This window comes from Photobacterium piscicola (genome assembly GCF_046058925.1).
Classification (GTDB): Bacteria; Pseudomonadota; Gammaproteobacteria; order Enterobacterales; family Vibrionaceae; genus Photobacterium; species Photobacterium piscicola.
This window is the reverse complement of record NZ_CP175534.1, coordinates 639102-663859: the sequence shown is the minus strand read 5'-3', so window position 1 is coordinate 663859 and position 24758 is coordinate 639102. Positions and strand designations below refer to the sequence as shown.

The window sequence follows — 24758 nt, the reverse complement described above, 5'->3', positions numbered from 1 at the left end:
AATGTATGAAATGTCAGATCTGTATCACCTTAAATGATAACTTTCATATTAACTGATTCACGATAATGATTATTAAGCTTAATTAGTGGTTACTATTGACTCCTCTGCAGCAAAAAGTCGTCCTTGTGCAGCAACGACACCAAGTTGTTGTAATACTCGCCATTCCTTATTCGTTTCCACACCGACCGCGATAACTTTTGCATCACTGTTGGCACAGGCTCCTAGCATACTTCGAACGAATAATTGATTTTCTTGGCGTTGATGAATATCTCGCACTAAACCACGGTGTAATTTAATGTAATCAGCTTGAATGTCTTTTATATAGTAAGTACTAACAATGGTTCTGCCCGCTTGCGAAACAACAAGTTTACAACCAAGCCCGGTTAACACGCGTAATACAGGTCGAATGGCATCAAGATGTTTAACCAACATACTTTCTGATACTTCAAACAATAATCGATTTAATACTGGCCGTGGTAATTGCAACAATTCATCTCGTAGCCATTTGACAAATTGTTTGTCCCGTAAACTGATAGTGGTGACATTGACCGCATAGCTGTTCTCTGCCGATTGTTGTTTGAGTAGCAATAGAGTTTGAGCAATCACCGCCCTATCAAAACGAATCGAATAACCCACTTGTTCAACGGCCGACATAAAATGTGATGCTTTGATGATATCCCCATTGTCATCGATAATTCGAGCTAACAAAGCGTAGCTCATTAGCTGATTATCCTCAGCCATAATAATCGGCTGCTGATACAATAATGGCCCGCCTTGGGTTAGCGTTTTATCTATCAATGTTCGCCAGCGCACATTACCGCGTGATTTATCCCATTGATGATCTTTATTAAAGCTATTCCAACTGTTGGCGCCTTGTAACTGCGAACTGCGCAAAGCGGTATCAACTTCATCCATGATCCGTCCACGGCGATCACCACCATGGAAGTATGTCACGCCAATATGACACCAATTATCTTTTTCCATTGGCGATGGCGGAGACAAACGCTCCACAGCATTTAATAATTGGTTGGTAAATATTTTAATTTCTTTGGCTGGTTGCTGCGGAATAAGGATTGCAAACTCAGCATCAAAATAACGCGCAAGGACGGTGTCAGGAAAACGCTGAATAAAATTTGATAAAATAACGCTGATTTCCTGTAACAACTCATCAGCAATGGTTTTTCCTTGCTCGGTACACATTTCCTCCCAGTCACTTAAACGCAATAAAATCACGGCGCCATGGCTGTCTTGGTCTTGTACCATTGATTGCAATCGACTATCAAATAACACCCGATTAGCCGTCCCCGTTAATTGATCTAAAAAAGTATGGGTACGAATAAAAGTATCAAATCGACTTCGTTCTTGACGGGCATCTTTAAGTTCTCCAATTAATTGGTCAAGCGCTAAACTTGCTGTTGCTGGCCATTCATAATCATTGCCTTCAGCATATTGCTCAACCCGGCCCGCCAAAATCATTCGCCCACGCTCTTCTAATAACTCAGAGCCATAAAGCTGGGTTCGCAACCAATGCACCCCACGTATTAAGCCAACAATAACAATCAACATCGCCAGAGAAATGGAAGACATTGCCCCCAAAGAATAGGTAAATTCACTATAGAGAGGGATCGCCGCAATCGTGACTTGATAACCGGGGTGTGATGGCAGTTGATATTGATGATGGTAAATAATATTCGGGTCAGGCACTATTTGATTGCCATTAAAATCAAATACTGTTTTATTAGCATCGCTAATTGATAACGAGACCACATTACTCGCTTGTAATAGCGTCGGTAGCCAACGAGGTAATGCTTGAGCTCCTTGAGGGTCAGTTAATTCTTGATCAATAACCGTCACTACCCCATCAAGATAATGCACTAATGAATCTTGACCGAGTTTACGGAAACTCAATGCACCACCAATAAAAATCACTAAAATCGCGCAAATCACGATCATGGTAACAAAGGCAACTAAGCGATTTGTTAACTTCATCCTTGAGGCTTTTCTCATAGCATCCTTACTTTACATATGCCATTCATATCATTAGGTAATAATCAAACGATCTTAATCATTTTTTCCTTGCTAAGCATACGCTACATTAGACCTGTTAATCGATTATTAATATTGTAATAAAGGAATAATACTTTTATGGACTGGATCACCTGTGCCAATAGCTTTATTACCGTGGTAGAACATGGTTCATTAGCGCAAGCCGCAAACAAACTCAATACCTCAAGTTCTGCCCTCTCAAAACGATTATCTTGGCTAGAAAAACAATTAGGAGTACAACTATTAAAACGCACTACTCGCCACTTAACCGTAACAGAAGCAGGTCAATTGTTTTACCAACGTAGCGCTTTGTTAGTCAATGACTGGCAACAAATGCTAGCAGAAACCACCGCAACTTATGGCGAAGTTGGCGGTATTTTGCGTTTAGGCGCCCCCCTTGCTACGGGCAGCCGCTTATTGGTGAGCTATCTGGCTGAGTTTAGCCACAGTTACCCTAATATAAAGATTGAGCTCCACACGGTAACGCCAGGGCAATTACCTGATCTAAACCTCGATGTCTTCATTAGCCGAGAGATCACTGAATTTAACTCCTCCAGCTATATCGCCACCAAATTACTTAGCTACAGTAATGGGTTTTATGCTGCGCCTACGTACCTTGAAAATAATCCTAAAATCACCTCGCCAGAACAACTATGCCAACATAATTACCTACTGTTTGGCGAACAAGATCACCAACAAGATCATATTTTTGAACATAATCAACGACTTTTATTACAAGGTAATTTCATTACCACCAACCCAGAAGCATTAGTTGCAGGGGCGGTTGCTGGCATGGGGTTAATTTTAACGAGTAGACAAACAATAAAACGCGAGTTAGATAATGGCTTGTTGGTTCCGGTACTACCAACGTTAAAGCAACCAACCAATGCCATTTACGCATATTACCCAAAGCTAAATTATCATCATGTTAAAACGAAATTATTTATCGATTTTATCAAACAAAAAGCAACTACAATGGAACCTATTCATTGATCACTTTTTCAAATAGCCCGCTTTTATTGTTATCTTTAACGATGAATTATTTCATCAGGATCATTTTTTAATGATTCAAATAACACCATTTGATTACCGCTTAATACTTGAATCTTTTTATTTTGAGGCAATTGATAAACATTCAATGAGGGTAATTGTGCGGTTTTAACACCAATCCAATTCGAGAAAATCGACATAAAATTAAAAGCACTAATTTGCTTATTCAACATTATATGCTGGTGAATATCACTGGCAATTTCAATTAGTGGTACTTCATAATTTTGTTTATATAAATCACCATGCACTAATTGTGTCTTTCCTTTAATAGCGCTGACATTATTTAAACCATGATCAGAAAAATACATTAACGAATAACTATCTTGAGTTGCTTTTAAATCATTTACTATTGTTTTAATAATGGTATCTGTTTGATTATAAGTAGATAAATAACAAGAAAGATCTTTATCTTTTAAGTTATAACTGTCTTTTTTAATCCGATCACAAAAATTCTCATGTGACCCCATAATATGCACCACGATTAATTTAGATCCATCATAAGGTTGATCTAATGCACGTTTGAATAACGGTAATAAAGCGTAATCGCTAGTGTTATTGGTTAGGAAGTTACCTTTTTTCAAAAAATGTTTTTCTGATGCATGGACAGCTATTGCTGAAACAGCGGTATCATACTTACCGATAAACCCTTGATTTGATAACCATATCGTTTTCATTTTAGCAGCATTGGCTAAGGTAATTATATTATTAACAGGGTGCAAATCTAAACCACGACTAATACCTAATGTGCGTGGTAATGATACCGCGGTATGAGATGCTGTCGACAAATAACCATTCACAAATACACCCGGAGTTGTCGCTAAAAAAGGCGTGGTATTAAGTGGATAACCATAACTCGACATATAATCTTTGCGCATACTTTCACCTATGATTAAGACATAAGTTTTATAACGCGGTTTCATTTTTAAAATAGTCCAATTAGCACTTTGATGAATACTATTTTTCAATGCATCTATTTGCTTAATATAGTGTTCTGTACTTTTATAACAATGACTTATAAATAAACTAAGTGATGAAAAATAAAAACAAACACATCCAATTATAAATACTGATTTACGCCACTTAAATTGAAATTCAACCCGTATTAAATAATAACCAAAGGCCATTAACAACGTTATATTTAGAAGCCATACTTTTATTGGAATAGCGAATAAAAATTCAATACTTTCACGTTTATTAGTTTCAAGTAGTGATGCAATAATACCAATATTAGGGCGACCATAAATATAACCCGTTTGAAAATATAATGTAGCAATCAAACCTATTGGAAAAATAAGTGACCATTTCAGCCATCGTTTCGATGACAAAAAAATCAATGCTAGAAATAAGCATCCGCCGACGATTATTATTTTATTCTCATATCCAACACCGATTGTAAGTAATAAAGCGAATAATAATGTAATAACGGCATTCAAATATTTCATAAACATAATAAGGAAAACAAATAAAGACAGAGGGAATATTTTAACGTAGGTGTGATACTTTTAACACACAAAAAAACCCAGCAAGTATGCTGGGTTAATAAATATAAGTAAGCGAAATATCATCGCTTATTATTTAACCTTGGATTTGTATACGATTCCTCTAGAACGGAATATCGTCATCAAAATCCATTGGTGGCTCATTGTATTGTTGCTGTGGTTGCTGTGGAGCTGACTGTTGTGGTGCAGACTGATGTTGCTGAGGCTGCTGTGGTGCATAATTTTGCTGTGGCGCAGCAGCTGGTTGTTGAGGTTGACCCCAATTACCTTGGTTCTGCTGTTGTTGTTGGCCACCCATTGGTGCACCTTGGCCGCCATTACGGCCGCCTAGCATTTGCATTACACCGTTAAAACCTTGCACAACCACTTCAGTAGTGTATTGATCTTGGCCTTGTTGATTCTGCCATTTACGTGTTTGTAATTGGCCTTCGATGTACACTTGTGAACCTTTACGTAGGTATTCACCTGCGACTTCTGCTAATTTGCCAAACAATGCTACACGGTGCCATTCTGTTTTTTCACGTTGCTCACCGGTAGACTTATCACGCCAAGACTCAGAGGTTGCAATAGTAATGTTAGCTACTGCACCACCGCTAGGCATGTAACGAATTTCTGGATCATTTCCTAAGTTACCGATTAAAATAACTTTATTTACGCCACGACTGGCCATAGTTCACTCCAAAGCTGATAGCGACGGTTCTAGGTATTCATAGCCGCTTAGTGAAAGTTTATACTCAATCGCGCAGTTTATCATGTCAGCAAGGTCAAGGCATAGCGCCAAAGTATGTCAAGGGGCGCAATTATCCATGTCACATAGGATATATATAACAGTAAAAACATAACCAATATCTATGTGATGTTATCTATATCATCATTTAAACGAGTAAAACTGTCATTTTTATGACACTTACCAATCATTTTAAATATATGATGGTTGGTAAATAAGAGTATTACTAATTGTTGTTATATAAATATTCGCTAATTTTATTTTAATAAAATGGCAAATTTATTGACAAACACATTAGAGTTGACGTTTGTTATATTAAAAACAAATCAATACGGCATAAATATAATAGTATTAGAAATAATATTGCAACTTTATAAATAATAAATCGTCATCAATATAAGTATTATTACTGGCATTAACAATTAAAGGTTATACATCTTATAATTATTATATTTTGTGAGTCTGGCTATGATATTAAGTTGCTTTATTGTTTAAAATCTCTAACATTATGCACAATTTATTTTAGCGTTAACAAAACAATAACGATTATTGTTTTGTTAATTCTCAAAAACGAAATTAGCAGATAGATTTCAATCTGCACTTGGCACATTATCAATTACATTAAATCTAGGACACACTATGATCAAGAAATGTCTATTTCCAGCAGCAGGCTACGGTACACGTTTTCTTCCAGCAACAAAATCAATGCCAAAAGAAATGATGCCAGTCGTAAACAAACCATTGATTGAATACGGTGTTGAGGAAGCGATCCAAGCTGGCATGAACGGTATGTGTATCGTTACTGGTCGTGGTAAGAATACCTTGATGGACCACTTTGATAAGAACTACGAGCTAGAACATCAAATCAGTGGTACAAACAAAGAAGATCTATTGTTTGATATCCGTCGTGTGATTGATTCAGCTAACTTCACTTATATTCGCCAAGGTGAAATGAAAGGCCTAGGTCACGCTATCCTTATGGGTCGTGAGTTAGTAGGTAACGAACCTTTCGCTGTTGTACTTGCAGATGACCTTTGTGTAAACGAAGAGCAAGGTGTATTGGCTCAAATGGCGGCGCTTTATAAGCAATTCCGTTGTTCAATCGTTGCTGTTGAAGAAGTGCCAGAAGAAGATACTCATAAATACGGTGTTATCGCAGGCCAAATGATTCGTGATGATCTATTCCGTGTTGATAACATGGTAGAAAAACCAGAACCAGGTACAGCACCAAGCAACCTTGCTATTATCGGTCGTTACATTCTAACACCTGATATTTTTGATATCATTGAAGAAACAGAACCAGGTAAAGGCGGTGAGATCCAAATCACTGATGCCCTACTAAAACAAGCACAATCTGGTTGTGTACTTGCATTTAAATTTAAAGGTAAGCGTTTTGACTGTGGTAGCGTAGATGGTTACATCGAAGCAACAAACTACTGCTACGAAAACATTTACAAAAAAGACCAATCTTCTGAGCTAGCAAAGCAACAAACTAGCAAAAAGTAAGTTATCTATACCTTTAAAAAATCCCGCTATGTAGCGGGATTTTTTTTATCGCTACTGTGTTTTTATTCAGTATCTTTTGCTCATTAAATCCGGCTATGAAATACTACTCACTTACAATCAAGCAAAACAATAGTGATGGGTATGGATTACATAGAAGTACAGGGTGCGCGCACCCATAATCTCAAAAATATCAATATTTCCATTCCTCGCGACAAGCTCGTTGTTATCACGGGCTTATCTGGTTCGGGAAAATCATCTTTAGCATTTGATACTTTATATGCTGAAGGTCAACGGCGCTATGTCGAATCACTGTCGGCTTATGCTCGTCAATTTCTATCGTTAATGGAAAAACCTGACGTTGATCATATTGAAGGCTTATCACCCGCCATCTCGATTGAACAAAAATCAACCTCACATAACCCTCGTTCTACCGTCGGTACAATCACTGAAATATATGATTATCTACGCTTGCTCTATGCCCGTGTAGGAGAGCCTCGCTGCCCAACCCACAATGTTACTCTGGCTGCACAAACCGTCAGTCAAATGGTTGATCAGGTACTTACTATGGACGAAGGCAGCAAACTGATGCTGCTTGCGCCAATAGTAAAAGAGCGCAAAGGCGAACATGTCAAAACTCTCGCCAATCTTGCCGCTCAAGGTTACATTCGAGCGCGAATTGATGGTGATGTGTGTGATCTTTCCGATCCACCAACGTTAGAACTCCATAAAAAACACACCATTGAAGTGGTTGTTGATCGATTTAAAGTGCGTGATGATCTGCAATTACGTTTAGCTGAATCGTTTGAAACAGCATTGGAGCTTTCTGGTGGCACCGTAATTATAGCCCCCATGACAGCTGACGATACTTCAGAACAGGTCTTTTCAGCTAATTTTGCCTGTCCACATTGTGGCTACAGTATGCAAGAGCTTGAGCCGCGATTATTTTCGTTTAATAACCCAGCGGGGGCTTGTGGCACTTGTGATGGTTTAGGAGTTCAACAATATTTTGATCCTGAACGCGTGGTCCAAAATGGTGAACTCAGTTTAGCGGGTGGTGCAATTCGTGGCTGGGATAAACGTAATTTTTACTACTTCCAAATGCTCAAATCATTAGCTGAACATTTTAAGTTTGATGTTGAAGCACCTTTCGATACTTTACCTAAAAAAATTCAAACACTGATTTTAAATGGCTCCGGCACCACAGATATTGAATTTAAATATATTAATGATCGTGGTGATATTACCGTTCGTCGACATCCATTTGAAGGTATTTTAAATAATATGGAACGCCGTTACCACGAAACAGAATCTAATTCTGTTCGTGAAGAACTGGCTAAATTTGTATCGACTAAGCCTTGTGCTAGCTGCCATGGTTCTCGCCTACGCCAAGAAGCACGTCACGTTTTTATTGGTGAAACCAACCTACCTCATATTTGTGACATGAGCATTAGTGAAGCATCCGCTTTCTTTGATAGCTTAACATTAACAGGCCAACGGGCTCAGATTGCTGCTAAAATTCTCAAAGAAATCAATGAACGTTTAAGTTTCTTAATCAATGTAGGTCTCAACTACCTCAGTTTATCTCGCAGTGCTGATACCCTTTCAGGGGGTGAAGCTCAGCGTATTCGACTCGCAAGCCAAATTGGTGCGGGTTTAATGGGCGTGATGTATGTCTTGGATGAACCCTCAATTGGTCTCCACCAGCGTGATAATGAACGGTTATTAAAAACCCTAATTCATCTACGTGATCTTGGTAATACCGTGATTGTGGTTGAGCACGATGAAGACGCTATTCGAGCGGCTGATTATGTGATTGATATCGGTCCAGGTGCTGGTGTTCATGGCGGCGAAATTATTGCCGAAGGTAGTGTTAAAGATATATTAAAGTCCAAAAAATCATTAACAGGACAATATCTTAGCGGTAAAAAATCAATTGCAATTCCAGCACAACGAGTACCATTTGATCCCGCTAAAACAGTCAAGCTTTTAGGGGCCAGCGGTAATAATCTTAAAGATGTTAACGTCGAAATTCCAGTTGGATTACTAACCTGCATTACAGGTGTTTCGGGATCAGGTAAATCAACCTTGATCAATGATACTTTCTTTAAGATCGCCCACCAGCGACTCAATGGTGCCACAACAGGCACACCGGCTCCCTATAAAGAAATTCAAGATCTAGAACATTTTGATAAAGTGATCGATATTGATCAAAGCCCAATAGGTCGTACACCTCGTTCAAATCCAGCTACTTATACGGGTATTTTCACCCCTATTCGTGAGCTATTTGCTGGTACTCAAGAATCCCGTTCTCGAGGTTATAAACCCGGTAGATTTAGCTTTAACGTTCGCGGTGGGCGCTGCGAAGCATGTCAAGGTGATGGTGTTATCAAAGTTGAAATGCACTTTTTACCTGACGTTTATGTCCCATGCGATGCGTGTAAAGGTAAACGCTATAATCGTGAAACGCTAGAAGTACGCTATAAAGGCAAAAGTATTGATGAAGTTTTACAGCTCACCGTTGAAGATGCACATCAGTTCTTTGAACCCGTTCCAGCAATTGCACGAAAATTGAAGACATTAATCGATGTCGGCTTATCGTATATTCGTCTCGGACAAGCAGCAACAACCTTATCAGGTGGTGAAGCACAGCGGGTTAAACTAGCTAAAGAGTTATCTAAACGTGATACAGGTAAAACCCTCTATATTTTAGATGAACCCACAACAGGCTTACACTTCCACGATATTCAGCAGTTGCTAACGGTACTCCATAAACTACGTGATCGTGGCAATACCATCGTTGTTATCGAACATAATCTCGATGTAATAAAAACCGCTGATTGGGTCATAGATCTCGGTCCAGAAGGCGGTAATGGCGGTGGTGAAATTATTGCAACAGGTACTCCCGAACAAGTTGCACTTGTTGCTGGATCCCATACTGCGAGGTTTCTTAAGCCTCTACTTAACATCTAATTATAAAGTGTAATTAAGCCCTATCAAACAGGTTGGCAATAGTCAGCCTGTTTGTTTTTTTACTCAGGACTCACCATGACAGTGTTACAACTTCAAGGTACGAAATTAGAACAGAAACGGATTTCTAAGCCTTTATCTTTAGTGCGATTATTCTTAGCCAGCGTTGGTATATTTTTTATCGTTGCAATGCACTACTTTCAGCACAACCCTGGCGGTTCAGGACTTGAGCTATCTTTTAATGCCAGTGCATGGATTCCATTTAGCTTTGCCATTAGTTGCGGTTTATTAGAAATTTGTCGTCAAAAAATTTGGCGTTACTCTCGTATGACGTTAATTTTATTTGGTAGCTGTCTACTTCTGTCACTTCCCGTTTTTTATGCTAATGCCGATGGCTTTGGCACTTCAAACCGCTTACTCACCCTCTGGGCTGGTTTTTTATTTTTCATTAGCTTACAACAGTTTGTTTTTACTCATAATCAACGCCAACGACTCTTGTGGTTTATCACGATTGCAGTATTGATCGAAGCGGCTTTTGGATGGTATCAATTTTTAGGATTATCTGCGCACAACCGTTTTGGTTATGACGTTATTGCTAACCGCCCTTACGGTATCTTCCAACAACCCAATGTGATGGCAAGCTTCTTAGCGACAGGGCTTGTTATTGCCGCTTATCTATTAGCACGCTTACCCCGCTATCGAGGTAAATGGGCCTGGCAACACCTTATCTTACTCGCTGTTCCTGTCGTAACGATTCCACTACTGGTGGTACTAAACTCACGTACAGGTTGGTTGGGTGCAAGCATTGGTTCATTATTAATGCTGCCTTATTTGTTTCGCTTTGCGGCAAAATATCAACAGCGTATGTGGGGCTTAATGTTATTATTAGGCATGGCATTAGCATGGCAATTTAGTTCAACTACCAACAGCTCTTTTTCACAGGATGTTCGTATCACATTAGATAGTCCACGAGAAATACATATACCACAAGCTTATGAAATGTTTACCACTAAGCCCCTAACAGGTTATGGCTATGGTAAATTTGAAGTCACCTACATCACCCAAACCGCATTATGGCATCAGCGAGATCCATCGCATCAAGCTGCGGGGATACCAAGCTTAGATCACCCGCATAATGAATTACTTTTTTGGGCTGTAGAAGGTGGAATTGTACCGTTGCTGGGGTTAATCATTGCAGCATTAGCGGTCATGATTAGCATCAAGAAAGCCCCAAATAGTACTCAGTTAGCGTTAGTTGGCTTATTTTTCCCAATCGTATTACATACGCAACTGGAATATCCGTTTTATCACTCACTTGCCCATTGGATCATGTTTATTATTTTGATCTTCTGGGTCGATAATCTCACCACCAAATACCATCGCTATCAAACTCAATATGTACTTGCACTTAAAGTCAGTGCCATCACAATACCGATAATGGTAACCAGTTTTATGATCACCACCTTATATTCAGGATGGTTACTGACTAAGTTTGAAACAACACGTCCAGTTGATATCAATTATTTAGTCAAAGTGAATAATCCATGGGCATGGCAAGATCGCTTTGAGTGGGATTTACACCACACCCAATTACAAGTTGGGATCGCCACCAATAAACCCCAATTGGTGACAGATTATATTATTTGGGCTAATCAAAAAGCCCTCACTTGGCCACGACCAGCGTTATATCAGAACTTAGTATTAGCATATAACGATCAAGGTAACACTGCTCAAGCTGAGCAAGTGGCGGCAGAAGCACAACAACTATTTCCAAGCCTCACACAACTTAGCGCCGCAACAACCACAACGTCACCAGCAAAGTAACCATGACGAACAACCATCAATGGCGAACGCTATCGCTATTGATGGTTCATCACTACTTTATTTCAATGTGCTTTCAAGGGCTTTAAGGCATAAAGCGACATTTTCACTGCGCGCAGCATAACCCATCAATCCAATCCGCCATGCTTTACCTGCAAGCGAGCCTAATCCTGCACCAATTTCTAGATTATAACGCTCTAATAAAGTCGATCTTACCGCGGCGTCATCGACGCCTTCTGGAATATAAACCGCATTAAGCTGAGGTAGCCTATACTCCTCTGCAACCACAAATTCAATCCCTAGCGCTTCAAGTCCAGCCTTTAATTCAAGATGCGTCCGTTGATGTCGTTGCCAAGCTTGCTCTAACCCTTCGTTATGTAACAACACTAAAGCTTCATGTAGAGCGTATAAACTATTAACAGGCGCAGTATGGTGATAACTACGTTTACCTTCACCACTCCAATACCCCAGCACTAAACTTTGATCTAAAAACCAACTTTGCACTGCTGTTTTACGTTGCTGAATTTTATTTATAGCTTGCTCGGAAAACGTCAGTGGCGATAATCCAGGTACACAAGATAAACACTTCTGACTACCAGAATAAACCGCATCAAGTTGCCACTCATCCACCAGCAACGGTACGCCACCTAAAGATGTTACGGCATCAACAATGGTTAAACAGCCATACTTTCGTGCAATTTCAGCCAAGGTTTTTGCATCAGATAATGCGCCAGTTGACGTTTCTGCATGTACAAAAGCAACAATTTTAATATCAGGATCGGTCTGTAATGCTTGTTCAACCAAAGCAGGAGATACAGGCTCGCCCCATGCATTATCAACCATAATGGCTATACCGCCACAGCGTTCAACGTTCTCTCGCATACGATCGCCAAATACACCATTACGGCAAACTAATACTTTATCTCCCGCCTCAACCAAATTAACAAAACAGGCTTCCATACCCGCACTACCTGGCGCTGACACCGCAATCGTAAACGTATTTTTCGTTTGAAATGCATATTGTAGTAGCTGCTTGAGCTCATCCATCATTTTAATAAATAGCGGATCAAGGTGACCAATTGTCGGTCGGCTTAGTGCTTGTAATACTTGTGGATAGATATCAGAGGGCCCCGGTCCCATAAGTGTTCTTTGAGGCGGTATAAAACTGGTGATAGGCATAGATTCAACTCCATTAAATCATGATTATTATCAATAGGGTGATGGAAAGATTAATCGTTATTACAGAGTATTAGAGCAATGCCAAAGCTGCAAGTAACGACCTGAGATCCTGTTAGTTATACCTACTTTTTGTTAACTATCGAGAAATTATCATTTAACAATTGACAACTAAGGGCGATTTCCTATTCAATAACAACAGTGATTATTCACGACAGAAGAGGTGCGTTACCTAGGTAGCAAAATTGAAGGGCCCAACCCTAAATCAATTTTGTGAGGGAGAGTAGCGCCGAGATATCACCTGTTTGGGGCAGATGATATCGGCTATGAGAGTTGAATCTCTCAGGCTGTCATCTAAGTCAGGTTGACTATGATGGGGAGCTTCTGGGTAGCCGCACCAGCGTTACTGCCTATTACCTCCTCGACAATGGACGTCGGGAATTCTTCCGAAGCAAAAAGTCTACTTTGCAGTATTTACGATATAAGGGAGAACACCGTAATGAGCATGCTTTCGACCACCACAACCAACCCAGTGATTGTGGCCAAATTTGGTGGCACCAGTGTCGCCAACTATGCCGCGATGTGTCGCAGTGCCAATATTGTTATTGCCAATCCACACACCAAAATAGTGTTAATAAGTGCTTGCTCAGGCGTGACCAATGTACTGGTCGCCTTAGCCAAAGGCATTAGTGATACCACTTTACGCCAACAACATTTACAGCAATTAACCGATACTCACCAACAAATACTGGATCAGCTTCAACATCCACATACGGTTAGTGGTGCTATTGATACTTTGTTTGATGATATTGCCTCCGCCTCAGCACAGGCTGCGATAGCATCATCACCACAACTTACCGATAAATTAGTCAGTCATGGCGAGCTATTATCAACTTACCTTTTTAGCCAAATTTTAGTTGAGATGAATGCTGCTGCGATACGATTTGATATTCGAGATGTAATGCGAACAGATAATCAATTTGGCAAAGCGATTCCACAGCCAGCACTTATTCGTCAATTAGCTCAACAACATTTAGTGCCACTTATCGATACTCAGATTGTGGTTTCACAAGGCTTTATTGGCCGTGATGAGCTTGGCAATACCACCACACTAGGGCGAGGTGGCAGTGATTATAGTGCAGCATTAATTGCAGAAGCCGTTGATGCGACCACGCTAGAGATCTGGACCGATGTTCCGGGAATGTACACTACCGATCCTCGCATTACAGCTGCAGCAAAACCGATCAAAGAAATCAGCTTTAGTGAAGCCTCTGAAATGGCCAATTTTGGTGCTAAGATCCTCCATCCATCAACACTGGTTCCAGCCATTCGCCACCAAATTCCAGTATTTATTGGTTCATCAACAGCGCCGCAACAAGGTGGAACATGGATCAGAAAAACCGTGAATCAAGCGCCACTCTTTAGAGCACTAGCATTGCGTGGAAATCAGACTATGGTGACACTCACCAGTCTTAATATGTTTCAAGCTTATGGCTTTTTAGCCGAAGTGTTTCGTATTTTGGCAGAACATAAAATCTCGGTCGATTTAATAACCACCTCAGAAGTCAGTGTCTCGTTAACGCTCGATCAAACCGATACTGGCGGTGGTGCCCCAACATTACCTTCCGCTGCCGTTGAACAATTAAATCAATTGTGCCGTGTTGATATTGAACAGGGATTATCGTTAGTGGCGTTGATTGGTAATCATATGAGTGACAGTAAAGGCTCAGCCAAGCATATCTTTGGCGCACTTGATGCGTATAATTTACGCCTTATTTGTTATGGTGCTAGCCCGCATAATCTGTGCTTTTTAGTCCATGAAGCCGATGCTAAATCAGTCATAACAACCCTGCACCAACAACTTTTAGAATAATCACTATCAGCATCAACGAGAAAAAAGATAAAAAAAAGGCGCAATGTTTGCGCCTTTTTTATTTTAACCTAATGATTATTTTACAAATTAGGCCCTAACCACTTTTCAGCTTCGATCAAATCCCAACCTTTGCGATCAGCATAACTTGCTAACTGATCATGCTGGATCTGTGCGACAGCAAAGTAGCGCGCATCTGGGTGTGAGAAATACCAACCAGATACTGCAGCCCCCGGCCACATGGCATAACTTTCGGTCAACACCATGCCAGTATTGGCTTCTGCATCCAATAACTGCCAAATCGCCCCTTTTTCGGTATGTTCAGGACAAGCGGCATACCCAGGAGCTGGACGAATACCTTGGTACTTTTCACGAATCAAATCGTCATTATTAAGATCTTCATCAGCGGCATAACCCCAGATTTGTTTACGTACCATTTGATGCATACACTCAGCAAACGCTTCTGCAAGTCGATCCGCCACCGCCTGAATCATGATCGCATTATAATCGTCACCTTGCGCTTTAAACTGATCAGCAATATCGTATTCACCAATCCCACCCGTCACTGCAAAAGCACCAATCCAATCGGCTTTGCCGCTTTCTTTTGGGGCAATATAATCAGATAAACAATAATTTGGCCCTTTGGGCTTCTTGGTTTGTTGGCGTAAACCATGCAATATCGTTAGTACTTCAGTACGAGTATCATCGGTATATACTTCAATATCATCACCAATATTATTGGCAGGAAATAACCCACACACGCCATTAGCTTTGATCATGCCTGTACGTTCAATGTCATCAAGGATCTTATTAGCGTCGTTAAATAACTTGGTTGCTTCAACCCCAACAACTTCATGGCGTAAAATGGTTGGATATTTACCACTCAATGACCAAGTCATAAAAAAGGGTGTCCAATCGATATATTGGCGTAATTTAGCCACCGGGAAATCGGTAAAAGTATGCACACCCGCTTGTTTTGGTTGCGGCGGCGTATAATTTTCCCAATCAAGCATTACCGCATTTGCACGAGCTTGATCTAAGGTGATTGGAGGCGTTCGTGGCTTTTTACGTGCATGCTGTTCACGTACAACATCATATTCAGCAGCTAGGCGCTCAACAAATGCTGGCTTCTGGTGCTCTGATAATAATGCCGAACAGACACCAACAGCGCGTGAGGCATTAGAGACATACACCACCGGTTGTTGATAATTTTGTTCAATCTTCACTGCAGTATGCGCTTTTGAAGTGGTGGCACCACCTATCAATAATGGCACCTCAAACCCACGTCGCTGCATTTCTTTGGCAACATGTACCATCTCATCAAGTGATGGCGTAATCAAACCACTCAGTCCAATAATATCAACGTTTTGTTCTTGGGCGACCTGCAATATTTTATCGCATGATACCATCACACCTAAATCAATAATTTCATAGTTATTGCATTGAAGTACGACTCCAACAATGTTCTTACCTATATCGTGAACATCGCCTTTTACTGTGGCTAATAAAATTTTACCGTTGGTATATCCCGCTTGTTTTTCGGCGTTGATATAAGGTTCTAAATAGGCAACAGCTTGTTTCATAACGCGAGCGGATTTAACCACTTGAGGCAAGAACATCTTGCCTTCACCAAACAAGTCTCCGACGACATTCATACCCGCCATTAGTGGACCTTCAATCACTTCTAATGGCTTGCTTGCATTGGCTCGCGCAAGTTCAGTGTCTTCAACAATAAACTCAGTAATGCCTTTAACCAGCGCATGTTCTAAGCGCTTTTCAACTGGCCAGCTACGCCATTCTTGCTGAGTCCGATCTTCTTCAATCGCACCGCTATCACGATAGTTAGCGGCAATATCAAGCAAGCGATCGGTACTATCATCACGCCGATTAAGTACCACGTCTTCAACGGCATTACGTAATTCATCAGACAGATCATCATAAATAGCTAACTGACCTGCATTAACGATCCCCATATCCATGCCATTTTTAAAACAATAATATAAAAACACCGCATGGATAGCTTCTCGAACCGGATTATTGCCTCTAAATGAGAACGAGACATTAGACACTCCACCCGAAACCATCGCGTGAGGTAACGTTCGTTTAATATCAGCAACAGCCTCAATAAAATCGACCGCATAGTTATTGTGTTCTTCTATACCTGTCGCAACCGCAAAGATATTGGGATCGAAAATAATATCTTCCGGTGGAAATCCCACTTCATCGACAAGAATATGATAAGCATTAGTACAAATTTCAATTTTACGCTCACGTGTATCAGCTTGGCCTTCTTCATCAAAAGCCATCACAATCACTGCGGCACCATAACGACGTAGCAACTTAGCTTGAGCTATAAAATTCTCTTTACCTTCTTTGAGTGAGATAGAATTAACTATTGGTTTGCCCTGAACACATTTCAGTCCAGCTTCAATGATCTCCCACTTTGATGAATCAACCATAATTGGCACTTTAGCGATCTCAGGCTCAGTCGCACACAAATTAAGAAAGCGCACCATTGCCGCTTTCGCATCCAACATGCCTTCATCCATGTTGATATCAATGATTTGAGCACCAGCTTCAACTTGCTGCCGAGCAACCTCTAGCGCTTCATCATAAAGTTCATCTTTAATTAAGCGTTTAAAACGTGCAGAGCCAGTAACATTGGTTCGCTCACCAACGTTAACAAATAAACTTTCAGCCTCAATGGTCAGCGGTTCTAATCCCGATAACCGACAGGCAATTTTAATCTCAGGTAATACGCGAGGTTTAATATTTTTAGTCACTTGGTACATCTGCCGAATATGCTCCGGTGTCGTACCACAGCAGCCGCCAACCAAGTTTAAAAAACCTTGCTGAGCCCACTCTTTAATATGCTCAGCCATTTCATCAGCTTCAAGATCATATTCACCAAACGCATTAGGCAACCCTGCATTAGGATGAGCGGAAACAGCACACTCTGAAATACGGGATAACTCAGCCACATATTGACGTAACTCATCAGGACCGAGGGCGCAATTTAAGCCAAAGGAAATCGGCTTTACATGGCGCAAAGAATTATAAAAAGCTTCAGTAGTTTGACCTGAAAGCGTACGTCCAGAGGCATCGGTGATGGTTCCTGAAATCATCACCGGAAGCTCATAACCAAGCTCGTCAAAAACCCCTGTGACAGCAAAGGCACACGCTTTAGCATTCAAAGTATCAAAAATAGTTTCGATCAAAATAATATCGACCCCACCTTTAATAAGCGCATGCGTTGACTCGCTATAAGCAATTACCAACTCATCAAAAGTAACATTACGAAACCCAGGATCATTCACATCAGGAGAGATTGAACAAGTGCGGTTAGTAGGGCCTAGCACACCCGCCACAAAACGGGGTTTATTCGGCGTTTGTGCTGTCCACTCATCCGCCGCCTCACGAGCAAGGGTTGCCGCCGCAAAATTAATTTCGGCACTGAGGCTTTCCATATCATAATCAGCCATCGCAATGGTGGTCGCGTTAAAGGTGTTGGTTTCTAAAATATCAGCGCCAGCTTCTAAATATTCCAGATGAATATCTTTAATTAGCTGTGGTTGGGTTAATACTAATAGATCGTTATTCCCTTTAAGATCTGCATGCCAATCATTAAAACGTTGGCCACGGTAATCTTGCTCGTCAAGCTTATAACTTTGAATCATGGTGCCCATACCGCCATCAATGATCAAAATCTGCTGTTCAAGTCGCTTATGCAGTACATCCTTGTCTTTTAACACTACATTATATCCTTATAATCCATTACAGCTTGATAACATCCTATCACAATTCAAATAGGAATCTAGACGTCTAAACATGTACAATGGCAAAATAAGTTAATTAACGGTAGCCATTACTAACTGATGGTTTTACTATCACAAACAATTAAATCTACTCAATAATTTAATCTAGAGGTTTTGCATGTCGGTTTACAACACCCTCTGCTTCCTAGCTGCAGCAGCCATGCTGATAGCTTTTATAAACAGTAAGATAGGTAAGATGCAAACCACCATCGCCATTACGGCTGGTTCACTTATCTTATCGCTACTTATCATTTTTGCAGGTCATAATGGCTGGTTTCATCTTGAAGATATTGCTTCAACCCAAATGGGAAAAATCAACTTTGAAGACTTTCTGTTAAAAGGGATTTTAGGATTTTTGCTCTTTGCAGGTGGGCTTGGTATTAAATTGCCACACCTCAAAGAGCAAAAATGGGAAATCACAACTTTAGCATTAGGCTCTACCCTATTTTCAACCTTTTTTATTGGCTTTAGTTTGTGGGGTATTTGTCAGTTACTGGGGATCCAACTCGATCTTATTTACTGCTTACTGTTTGGTTCTTTGATCTCACCAACCGATCCGATTGCTGTACTTGCTATCGTTAAAAAAATGAATGCACCTCGACGAATTTCGACCCAAATCGAAGGTGAATCATTATTTAATGATGGGTTTGGTTTAGTTATCTTTGTGACGCTATTTACCATCGCCTTTGGCAATCAAAGTCCAACTGTCTTAAGCGTCAGCCAATTATTCATACAAGAAGCAATTGGCGGCATTATTTATGGTTTCATTCTAGGTTTAATCTTCCATTACCTTATCTGCTCGACCAATGACCACTCAATGGAATTATTATTAACCATCGGTATACCAACGGCAGGTTATGCTTTTGCCGAAATCATCCATGTATCTGGTCCACTTGCCATGGTTGTCTCTGGCATAATGATCGGTAACTGGACTCGCTATATTGGATTTTCAAAAGAAAGTGAAGAACACCTTGATCACTTTTGGGAATTAGTTGATGAATTTCTAAACGGTCTATTATTCTTACTTATTGGTATGACCATGCTTGAATTTAGCTTTCACCAAGAAGACTGGATTCTAATGACAATTGCAGTACCACTGGTATTACTAAGCCGTTATTTAAGTGTAAAGCTGCCTTATATTGGCTTTAGCCATTACCGTCAATACAATCCAATGTCAGTTAAAATTCTAACATGGGGTGGTTTACGAGGTGGTCTAGCACTAGCGATGGCAATGGCTGTACCTGCGGGTGTTATTGTTATTCCAGAAAAAGATATAGATGTGAGAGAAATCATCCTAGTCATGACTTACTCTGTAGTGGTGTTCTCTATTTTGATTCAAGGTTCAACTATCACCTCATTAATAGAAAAAGCCAAGCTATGGGAAAGCCAAAATAAACATTAATTTCTGTCTCACTCATAGATAACAAAAAGGCCAGCTAATTAAGCTGGCCTTTTTATTAATCTTTAGTAAAACTGGCTTCTGAAAAGTGCGCCAAATCATAAGGTGTCTGTTGATAAACACAATAGTTAAGCCAATTGCTAAAAAGTAAATGACCATGACTACGCCAACTCGCAACAGGCGTGCAATTAACATCATCATTAGGATAATAATTTACAGGAACCGATGGTTCCATTCCCTGTTCACTGTCACGAACATACTCATGATGTAATGTGTCAACATCATATTCAGGGTGACCGGTGACAAAGACATTACGCTTATCTTTAGTCGCAGCTAAATAAACCCCTGCTTGATCAGATGTCGCTAAAATATCTAAGTCAGTATGCTTATTTAAATAGTCAGCTGAAAAATCAGCATAACGAGAATGAGGGGCAAAAAAAGTATCATCAAAGCCTCGTAACACTGGATGGTGGCAATCATGGATACGATGATGATAAACCCCAGACAATTTTTCTTTACGTGTACGCTTAGGTAAATCATACAACAACTTCAATCCAGCTTGAGCAGCCCAGCAGACAAACAATGTTGAGGTCACATGATCCTTAGCCCAATTCATAATCAGCTGAATTTCTTCCCAATACAGTACATCTTCAAACTGCACTAACCCTAGTGGTGCTCCCGTCACAATCAAACCATCAAAATTACGATCTTTCACCATTTCAAATTGACGATAGAACGTATCTAAATGTTCTTGAGGAGTATTTTTTGTTGGTCGGTTATCAATCCGTAATAACTCAACATCAACTTGTAATGGACTATTAGAAAGTAAGCGTAAAAACTGAGTCTCAGTCTCAATTTTCTTTGGCATCAAGTTTAGTAATAACACTTTCAGTGGTCGAATTCCCTGACTGGCAGCACGCGCTTCCGTCATAACAAAGATATTTTCACTTCTCAAAATATCTGTTGCAGGTAAACGATCCGGTATTTTAATTGGCACTTTGGTTTTCTCCTTACCCCAAAATAGCTTTAGCCGTCTAGATATCTAGTTAAAGCTATAGAAAAAACAATATTGGTGCAAGTAAAATTCAACAACCCCAACCGATACTAAAGTGTGATTTTAATAAATAAATGAAAAATATTAGGAGGAATAAAAATATTGATAGGCTAGAAATGAAAAAACCCAGCCGAAGGCTGGGTTTTAAAGAGGTATTTAGCAATGTCCTACTCTCACATGGGGAGACCCCACACTACCATCGGCGCTACAACGTTTCACTTCTGAGTTCGGCATGGGATCAGGTGGTACCGCTGTGCTATGGTTGCTAAAAAAATAAATGGTGCTAGTACCCAGAGTCGAACTGGGGACCTCACCCTTACCAAGGGTGCGCTCTACCAACTGAGCCATACCAGCACACAAAGCTGTTATGAATCTGCAAGTGCAAATTCTAAAATTTGAAGCCTGGCGATGTCCTACTCTCACATGGGGAGACCCCACACTACCATCGGCGCTATTACGTTTCACTACTGAGTTCGGCATGGGATCAGGTGGGTCCATAACGCTATGGTCGCCAAGCAAATTCTGGTTTATTTATTGTCTTATGACAATAAATAGCAATCTGGGAAAATCTAACTAGTTGTTCTCAACACTGCATTCAAGTGTTTGTAGAGTCCGTCTCTTCTCTTATGAGAAGGAAAACCCCTTGGGTGTTGTATGGTTAAGCCTCACGGGCAATTAGTATCAGTTAGCTCAATGCCTCGCAGCACTTACACACCTGACCTATCAACGTTGTAGTCTTCAACAACCCTTTAGAGACCTTAAAGGTCTAGGGATGACTCATCTTGAGGCTCGCTTCCCGCTTAGATGCTTTCAGCGGTTATCGATTCCGAACTTAGCTACCGGGCAATGCATCTGGCGATACAACCCGAACACCAGCGGTTCGTCCACTCCGGTCCTCTCGTACTAGGAGCAGCCCCTCTCAATCATCCAACGCCCACGGCAGATAGGGACCGAACTGTCTCACGACGTTCTAAACCCAGCTCGCGTACCACTTTAAATGGCGAACAGCCATACCCTTGGGACCGACTTCAGCCCCAGGATGTGATGAGCCGACATCGAGGTGCCAAACACCGCCGTCGATATGAACTCTTGGGCGGTATCAGCCTGTTATCCCCGGAGTACCTTTTATCCGTTGAGCGATGGCCCTTCCATTCAGAACCACCGGATCACTATGACCTGCTTTCGCACCTGCTCGAATTGTCATTCTCGCAGTCAAGCGGGCTTATGCCATTGCACTAACCTCACGATGTCCGACCGTGATTAGCCCACCTTCGTGCTCCTCCGTTACTCTTTGGGAGGAGACCGCCCCAGTCAAACTACCCACCAGGCACTGTCCGTAACCCCGATAAGGGGTCGACGTTAGAACATCAAGCATACAAGGGTGGTATTTCAAGATTGACTCCACAACCACTGGCGCGGTTGCTTCAACGTCTCCCACCTATCCTACACATGTAGGGTCAATGTTCAGTGCCAAGCTATAGTAAAGGTTCACGGGGTCTTTCCGTCTAGCCGCGGGTACACAGCATCTTCACTGCGATTTCAATTTCACTGAGTCTCGGGTGGAGACAGCGTGGCCATCATTACGCCATTCGTGCAGGTCGGAACTTACCCGACAAGGAATTTCGCTACCTTAGGACCGTTATAGTTACGGCCGCCGTTTACCGGGGCTTCGATCAAGAGCTTCGACCGAAGTCTAACCCCATCAATTAACCTTCCGGCACCGGGCAGGCGTCACACCGTATACGTCATCTTTCGATTTTGCACAGTGCTGTGTTTTTAATAAACAGTTGCAGCCACCTGGTATCTGCGACTCCCGGCAGCTTAGAGAGCAAGTCTCATCACCGCTAGGAGCGTACCTTCTCCCGAAGTTACGGTACCATTTTGCCTAGTTCCTTCACCCGAGTTCTCTCAAGCGCCTTGGTATTCTCTACCTGATCACCTGTGTCGGTTTGGGGTACGATTTCTTATAATCTGAAGCTTAGAAGCTTTTCCCGGAAGCATGGCATCAATGACTTCACTACCGTAGTAGCTCGACATCGTATCTCAGCCTTAAGATGGTCCGGATTTGCCTAAACCATCAGCCTACATACTTGGACCTGGACAACCGTCGCCAGGCTCACCTAGCCTTCTCCGTCCCTCCATCGCAATTATAAGAAGTACGGGAATATTAACCCGTTTCCCATCGACTACGCCTTTCGGCCTCGCCTTAGGGGTCGACTTACCCTGCCCCGATTAACGTTGGACAGGAACCCTTGATCTTCCGGCGAGGGAGTTTTTCACTCCCTTTATCGTTACTCATGTCAGCATTCGCACTTCTGATACCTCCAGCACACTTTACAATGCACCTTCAACGGCTTACAGAACGCTCCCCTACCCAATGTGAATAAATTCACATTGCCGCAGCTTCGGTGTATAGCTTAGCCCCGTTAAATCTTCCGCGCAGGCCGACTCGACCAGTGAGCTATTACGCTTTCTTTAAATGATGGCTGCTTCTAAGCCAACATCCTGGCTGTCTGAGCCTTCCCACATCGTTTCCCACTTAGCTATAACTTTGGGACCTTAGCTGGCGGTCTGGGTTGTTTCCCTCTTCACGACGGACGTTAGCACCCGCCGTGTGTCTCCCGGATAGTACTTACTGGTATTCGGAGTTTGCAAAGGGTTGGTAAGTCGGGATGACCCCCTAGCCTTAACAGTGCTCTACCCCCAGTAGTATTCGTCCGAGGCGCTACCTAAATAGCTTTCGGGGAGAACCAGCTATCTCCGAGTTTGATTGGCCTTTCACCCCTAGCCACAAGTCATCCGCTAATTTTTCAACATTAGTCGGTTCGGTCCTCCAGTAAGTGTTACCTCACCTTCAACCTGCCCATGGCTAGATCACTCGGTTTCGGGTCTAATCCTAGCAACTATGACGCCCAGTTAAGACTCGGTTTCCCTACGGCTCCCCTAAACGGTTAACCTTGCTACTAAAATTAAGTCGCTGACCCATTATACAAAAGGTACGCAGTCACCCAACAAGTGGGCTCCTACTGCTTGTACGTACACGGTTTCAGGTTCTATTTCACTCCCCTCACAGGGGTTCTTTTCGCCTTTCCCTCACGGTACTGGTTCACTATCGGTCAGTCAGGAGTATTTAGCCTTGGAGGATGGTCCCCCCATGTTCAAACAGGATATCACGTGTCCCGTCCTACTCGATTTCACTAATAATGCATTTTTGGTTACGGGGCTATCACCCTGTATCGCGGTACTTTCCAGAACCTTCACCTAACGCAGAACTAGCTTAAGGGCTAATCCGGTTTCGCTCGCCGCTACTACCGGAATCTCGGTTGATTTCTCTTCCTCGGGGTACTTAGATGTTTCAGTTCCCCCGGTTTGCCTCATTAACCTATGTATTCAGTTAATGATACTTGCTTATGCAAGTGGGTTTCCCCATTCGGAAATCCCAGACTCAAGTGGCTTTTACTGCCTAATCTGGGCTTATCGCAAGTTAATACGTCCTTCATCGCCTCTGACTGCCAAGGCATCCACCGTGTACGCTTAGTCACTTAACCATACAACCCCAAGAGGTTTCGTATGTTCAAACAACCAAGGTTTGCGTTTAATACTCCGATCAAGAAAATATTAAACATTGGTTTTTCGCCGGACTCATTTATTTGTCTTCACTTTAAAAAGTGAAAGCAAACACAGACACTTGAATGTGTATGTTTTGAGAACTCGTTTTTATTCAGAGAATAAAAACATTTTTTAAAATCAATCTTTCGATTGAATTTACTAGTCAGCTTTCCAGATTGTTAAAGAGCATGCAATTATCTAACGATAACCACTTTCTAA

At 41.4% G+C, this 24758-nt stretch carries 12 protein-coding genes, 1 tRNA gene, 3 rRNA genes and 1 riboswitch; of the genes, 6 read left to right on the top strand and 10 right to left on the bottom strand.

Annotated features, from left to right (window positions below; translation table 11 throughout):
- Positions 1-78 precede the first annotated feature (78 nt).
- Complete coding sequence (gene csrD / locus ACJZU6_RS03215) at positions 79-2007, bottom strand: RNase E specificity factor CsrD (RefSeq protein WP_080158374.1); 1929 nt, start codon at positions 2005-2007, stop codon at positions 79-81.
- A 138-nt stretch (positions 2008-2145) separates the two neighbouring features.
- Between csrD and ACJZU6_RS03210 the strand changes: the two genes are divergently transcribed.
- A complete protein-coding gene (locus tag ACJZU6_RS03210; RefSeq protein WP_080158375.1) occupies positions 2146-3039 on the top strand; it encodes a LysR family transcriptional regulator in 894 nt (297 codons plus the stop codon).
- 35 nt (positions 3040-3074) lie between these two features.
- Here the strand turns inward: ACJZU6_RS03210 and ACJZU6_RS03205 are convergent, their stop codons facing one another.
- Both ACJZU6_RS03205 and ACJZU6_RS03200 read right to left on the bottom strand, forming a co-directional pair.
- Positions 3075-4421, bottom strand: coding sequence for a phosphoethanolamine transferase (locus ACJZU6_RS03205; protein ID WP_408900626.1), 1347 nt, complete (start codon positions 4419-4421; stop codon positions 3075-3077).
- A gap of 277 nt (positions 4422-4698) precedes the next feature.
- Positions 4699-5265 carry a single-stranded DNA-binding protein gene (locus ACJZU6_RS03200; RefSeq protein ID WP_327772397.1) on the bottom strand — a complete coding sequence of 189 codons (567 nt, stop codon included), beginning with the start codon at positions 5263-5265 and terminating at the stop codon, positions 4699-4701.
- 696 nt (positions 5266-5961) lie between these two features.
- Between ACJZU6_RS03200 and galU the strand changes: the two genes are divergently transcribed.
- The 3 genes from galU to ACJZU6_RS03185 all read left to right on the top strand — a co-directional run bounded on the left by galU (position 5962) and on the right by ACJZU6_RS03185 (position 11619).
- Positions 5962-6828, top strand: a complete 867-nt coding sequence (gene galU / locus ACJZU6_RS03195) for a UTP--glucose-1-phosphate uridylyltransferase GalU (RefSeq protein ID WP_408900625.1) — start codon at positions 5962-5964, stop codon at positions 6826-6828.
- Positions 6829-6969: 141 nt separating this feature from the next.
- Positions 6970-9798 (top strand): excinuclease ABC subunit UvrA, encoded by a 2829-nt coding sequence (uvrA, locus tag ACJZU6_RS03190; RefSeq protein ID WP_408900624.1) that lies wholly within the window; start codon positions 6970-6972, stop codon positions 9796-9798.
- Positions 9799-9873: 75 nt separating this feature from the next.
- The gene (locus ACJZU6_RS03185) at positions 9874-11619 is read left to right on the top strand and encodes a Wzy polymerase domain-containing protein (protein ID WP_408900623.1); all 1746 of its coding nucleotides are present in this window, start codon (positions 9874-9876) and stop codon (positions 11617-11619) included.
- A 57-nt stretch (positions 11620-11676) separates the two neighbouring features.
- Here the strand turns inward: ACJZU6_RS03185 and ACJZU6_RS03180 are convergent, their stop codons facing one another.
- Positions 11677-12795, bottom strand: coding sequence for a pyridoxal-phosphate-dependent aminotransferase family protein (locus ACJZU6_RS03180; RefSeq protein WP_408900622.1), 1119 nt, complete (start codon positions 12793-12795; stop codon positions 11677-11679).
- Positions 12796-13002: 207 nt separating this feature from the next.
- Positions 13003-13184: riboswitch (Lysine riboswitch) on the top strand.
- A 113-nt stretch (positions 13185-13297) separates the two neighbouring features.
- Between ACJZU6_RS03180 and lysC the strand changes: the two genes are divergently transcribed.
- A complete protein-coding gene (lysC, locus tag ACJZU6_RS03175; RefSeq protein WP_408900910.1) occupies positions 13298-14665 on the top strand; it encodes a lysine-sensitive aspartokinase 3 in 1368 nt (455 codons plus the stop codon).
- An 80-nt stretch (positions 14666-14745) separates the two neighbouring features.
- On the opposite strand, the gene metH is transcribed toward lysC, so the two are convergent.
- Positions 14746-18414: a methionine synthase gene (metH, locus tag ACJZU6_RS03170; RefSeq protein ID WP_408900621.1), complete on the bottom strand. Its 3669-nt coding sequence runs from the start codon at positions 18412-18414 to the stop codon at positions 14746-14748.
- Positions 18415-18595: 181 nt separating this feature from the next.
- On the opposite strand from metH, the gene ACJZU6_RS03165 reads away from it, so the two are divergent.
- Positions 18596-19879 carry a sodium:proton antiporter gene (locus ACJZU6_RS03165; RefSeq protein WP_080158384.1) on the top strand — a complete coding sequence of 428 codons (1284 nt, stop codon included), beginning with the start codon at positions 18596-18598 and terminating at the stop codon, positions 19877-19879.
- A gap of 55 nt (positions 19880-19934) precedes the next feature.
- On the opposite strand, the gene metA is transcribed toward ACJZU6_RS03165, so the two are convergent.
- From metA to ACJZU6_RS03140, 5 genes are all read right to left on the bottom strand, one after another.
- Entirely contained in the window at positions 19935-20873 is a 939-nt protein-coding gene (gene metA, locus ACJZU6_RS03160) for a homoserine O-succinyltransferase (RefSeq protein ID WP_408900620.1), read from the bottom strand.
- A 211-nt stretch (positions 20874-21084) separates the two neighbouring features.
- A 5S ribosomal RNA gene (rrf, locus tag ACJZU6_RS03155) occupies positions 21085-21200 on the bottom strand.
- Positions 21201-21208: 8 nt separating this feature from the next.
- Positions 21209-21284, bottom strand: a tRNA-Thr gene (locus ACJZU6_RS03150).
- A 46-nt stretch (positions 21285-21330) separates the two neighbouring features.
- Positions 21331-21446: ribosomal RNA gene (rrf, locus tag ACJZU6_RS03145) — 5S ribosomal RNA — on the bottom strand.
- 138 nt (positions 21447-21584) lie between these two features.
- A 23S ribosomal RNA gene (locus ACJZU6_RS03140) occupies positions 21585-24478 on the bottom strand.
- Between the last annotated feature and the right edge of the window lie 280 nt (positions 24479-24758).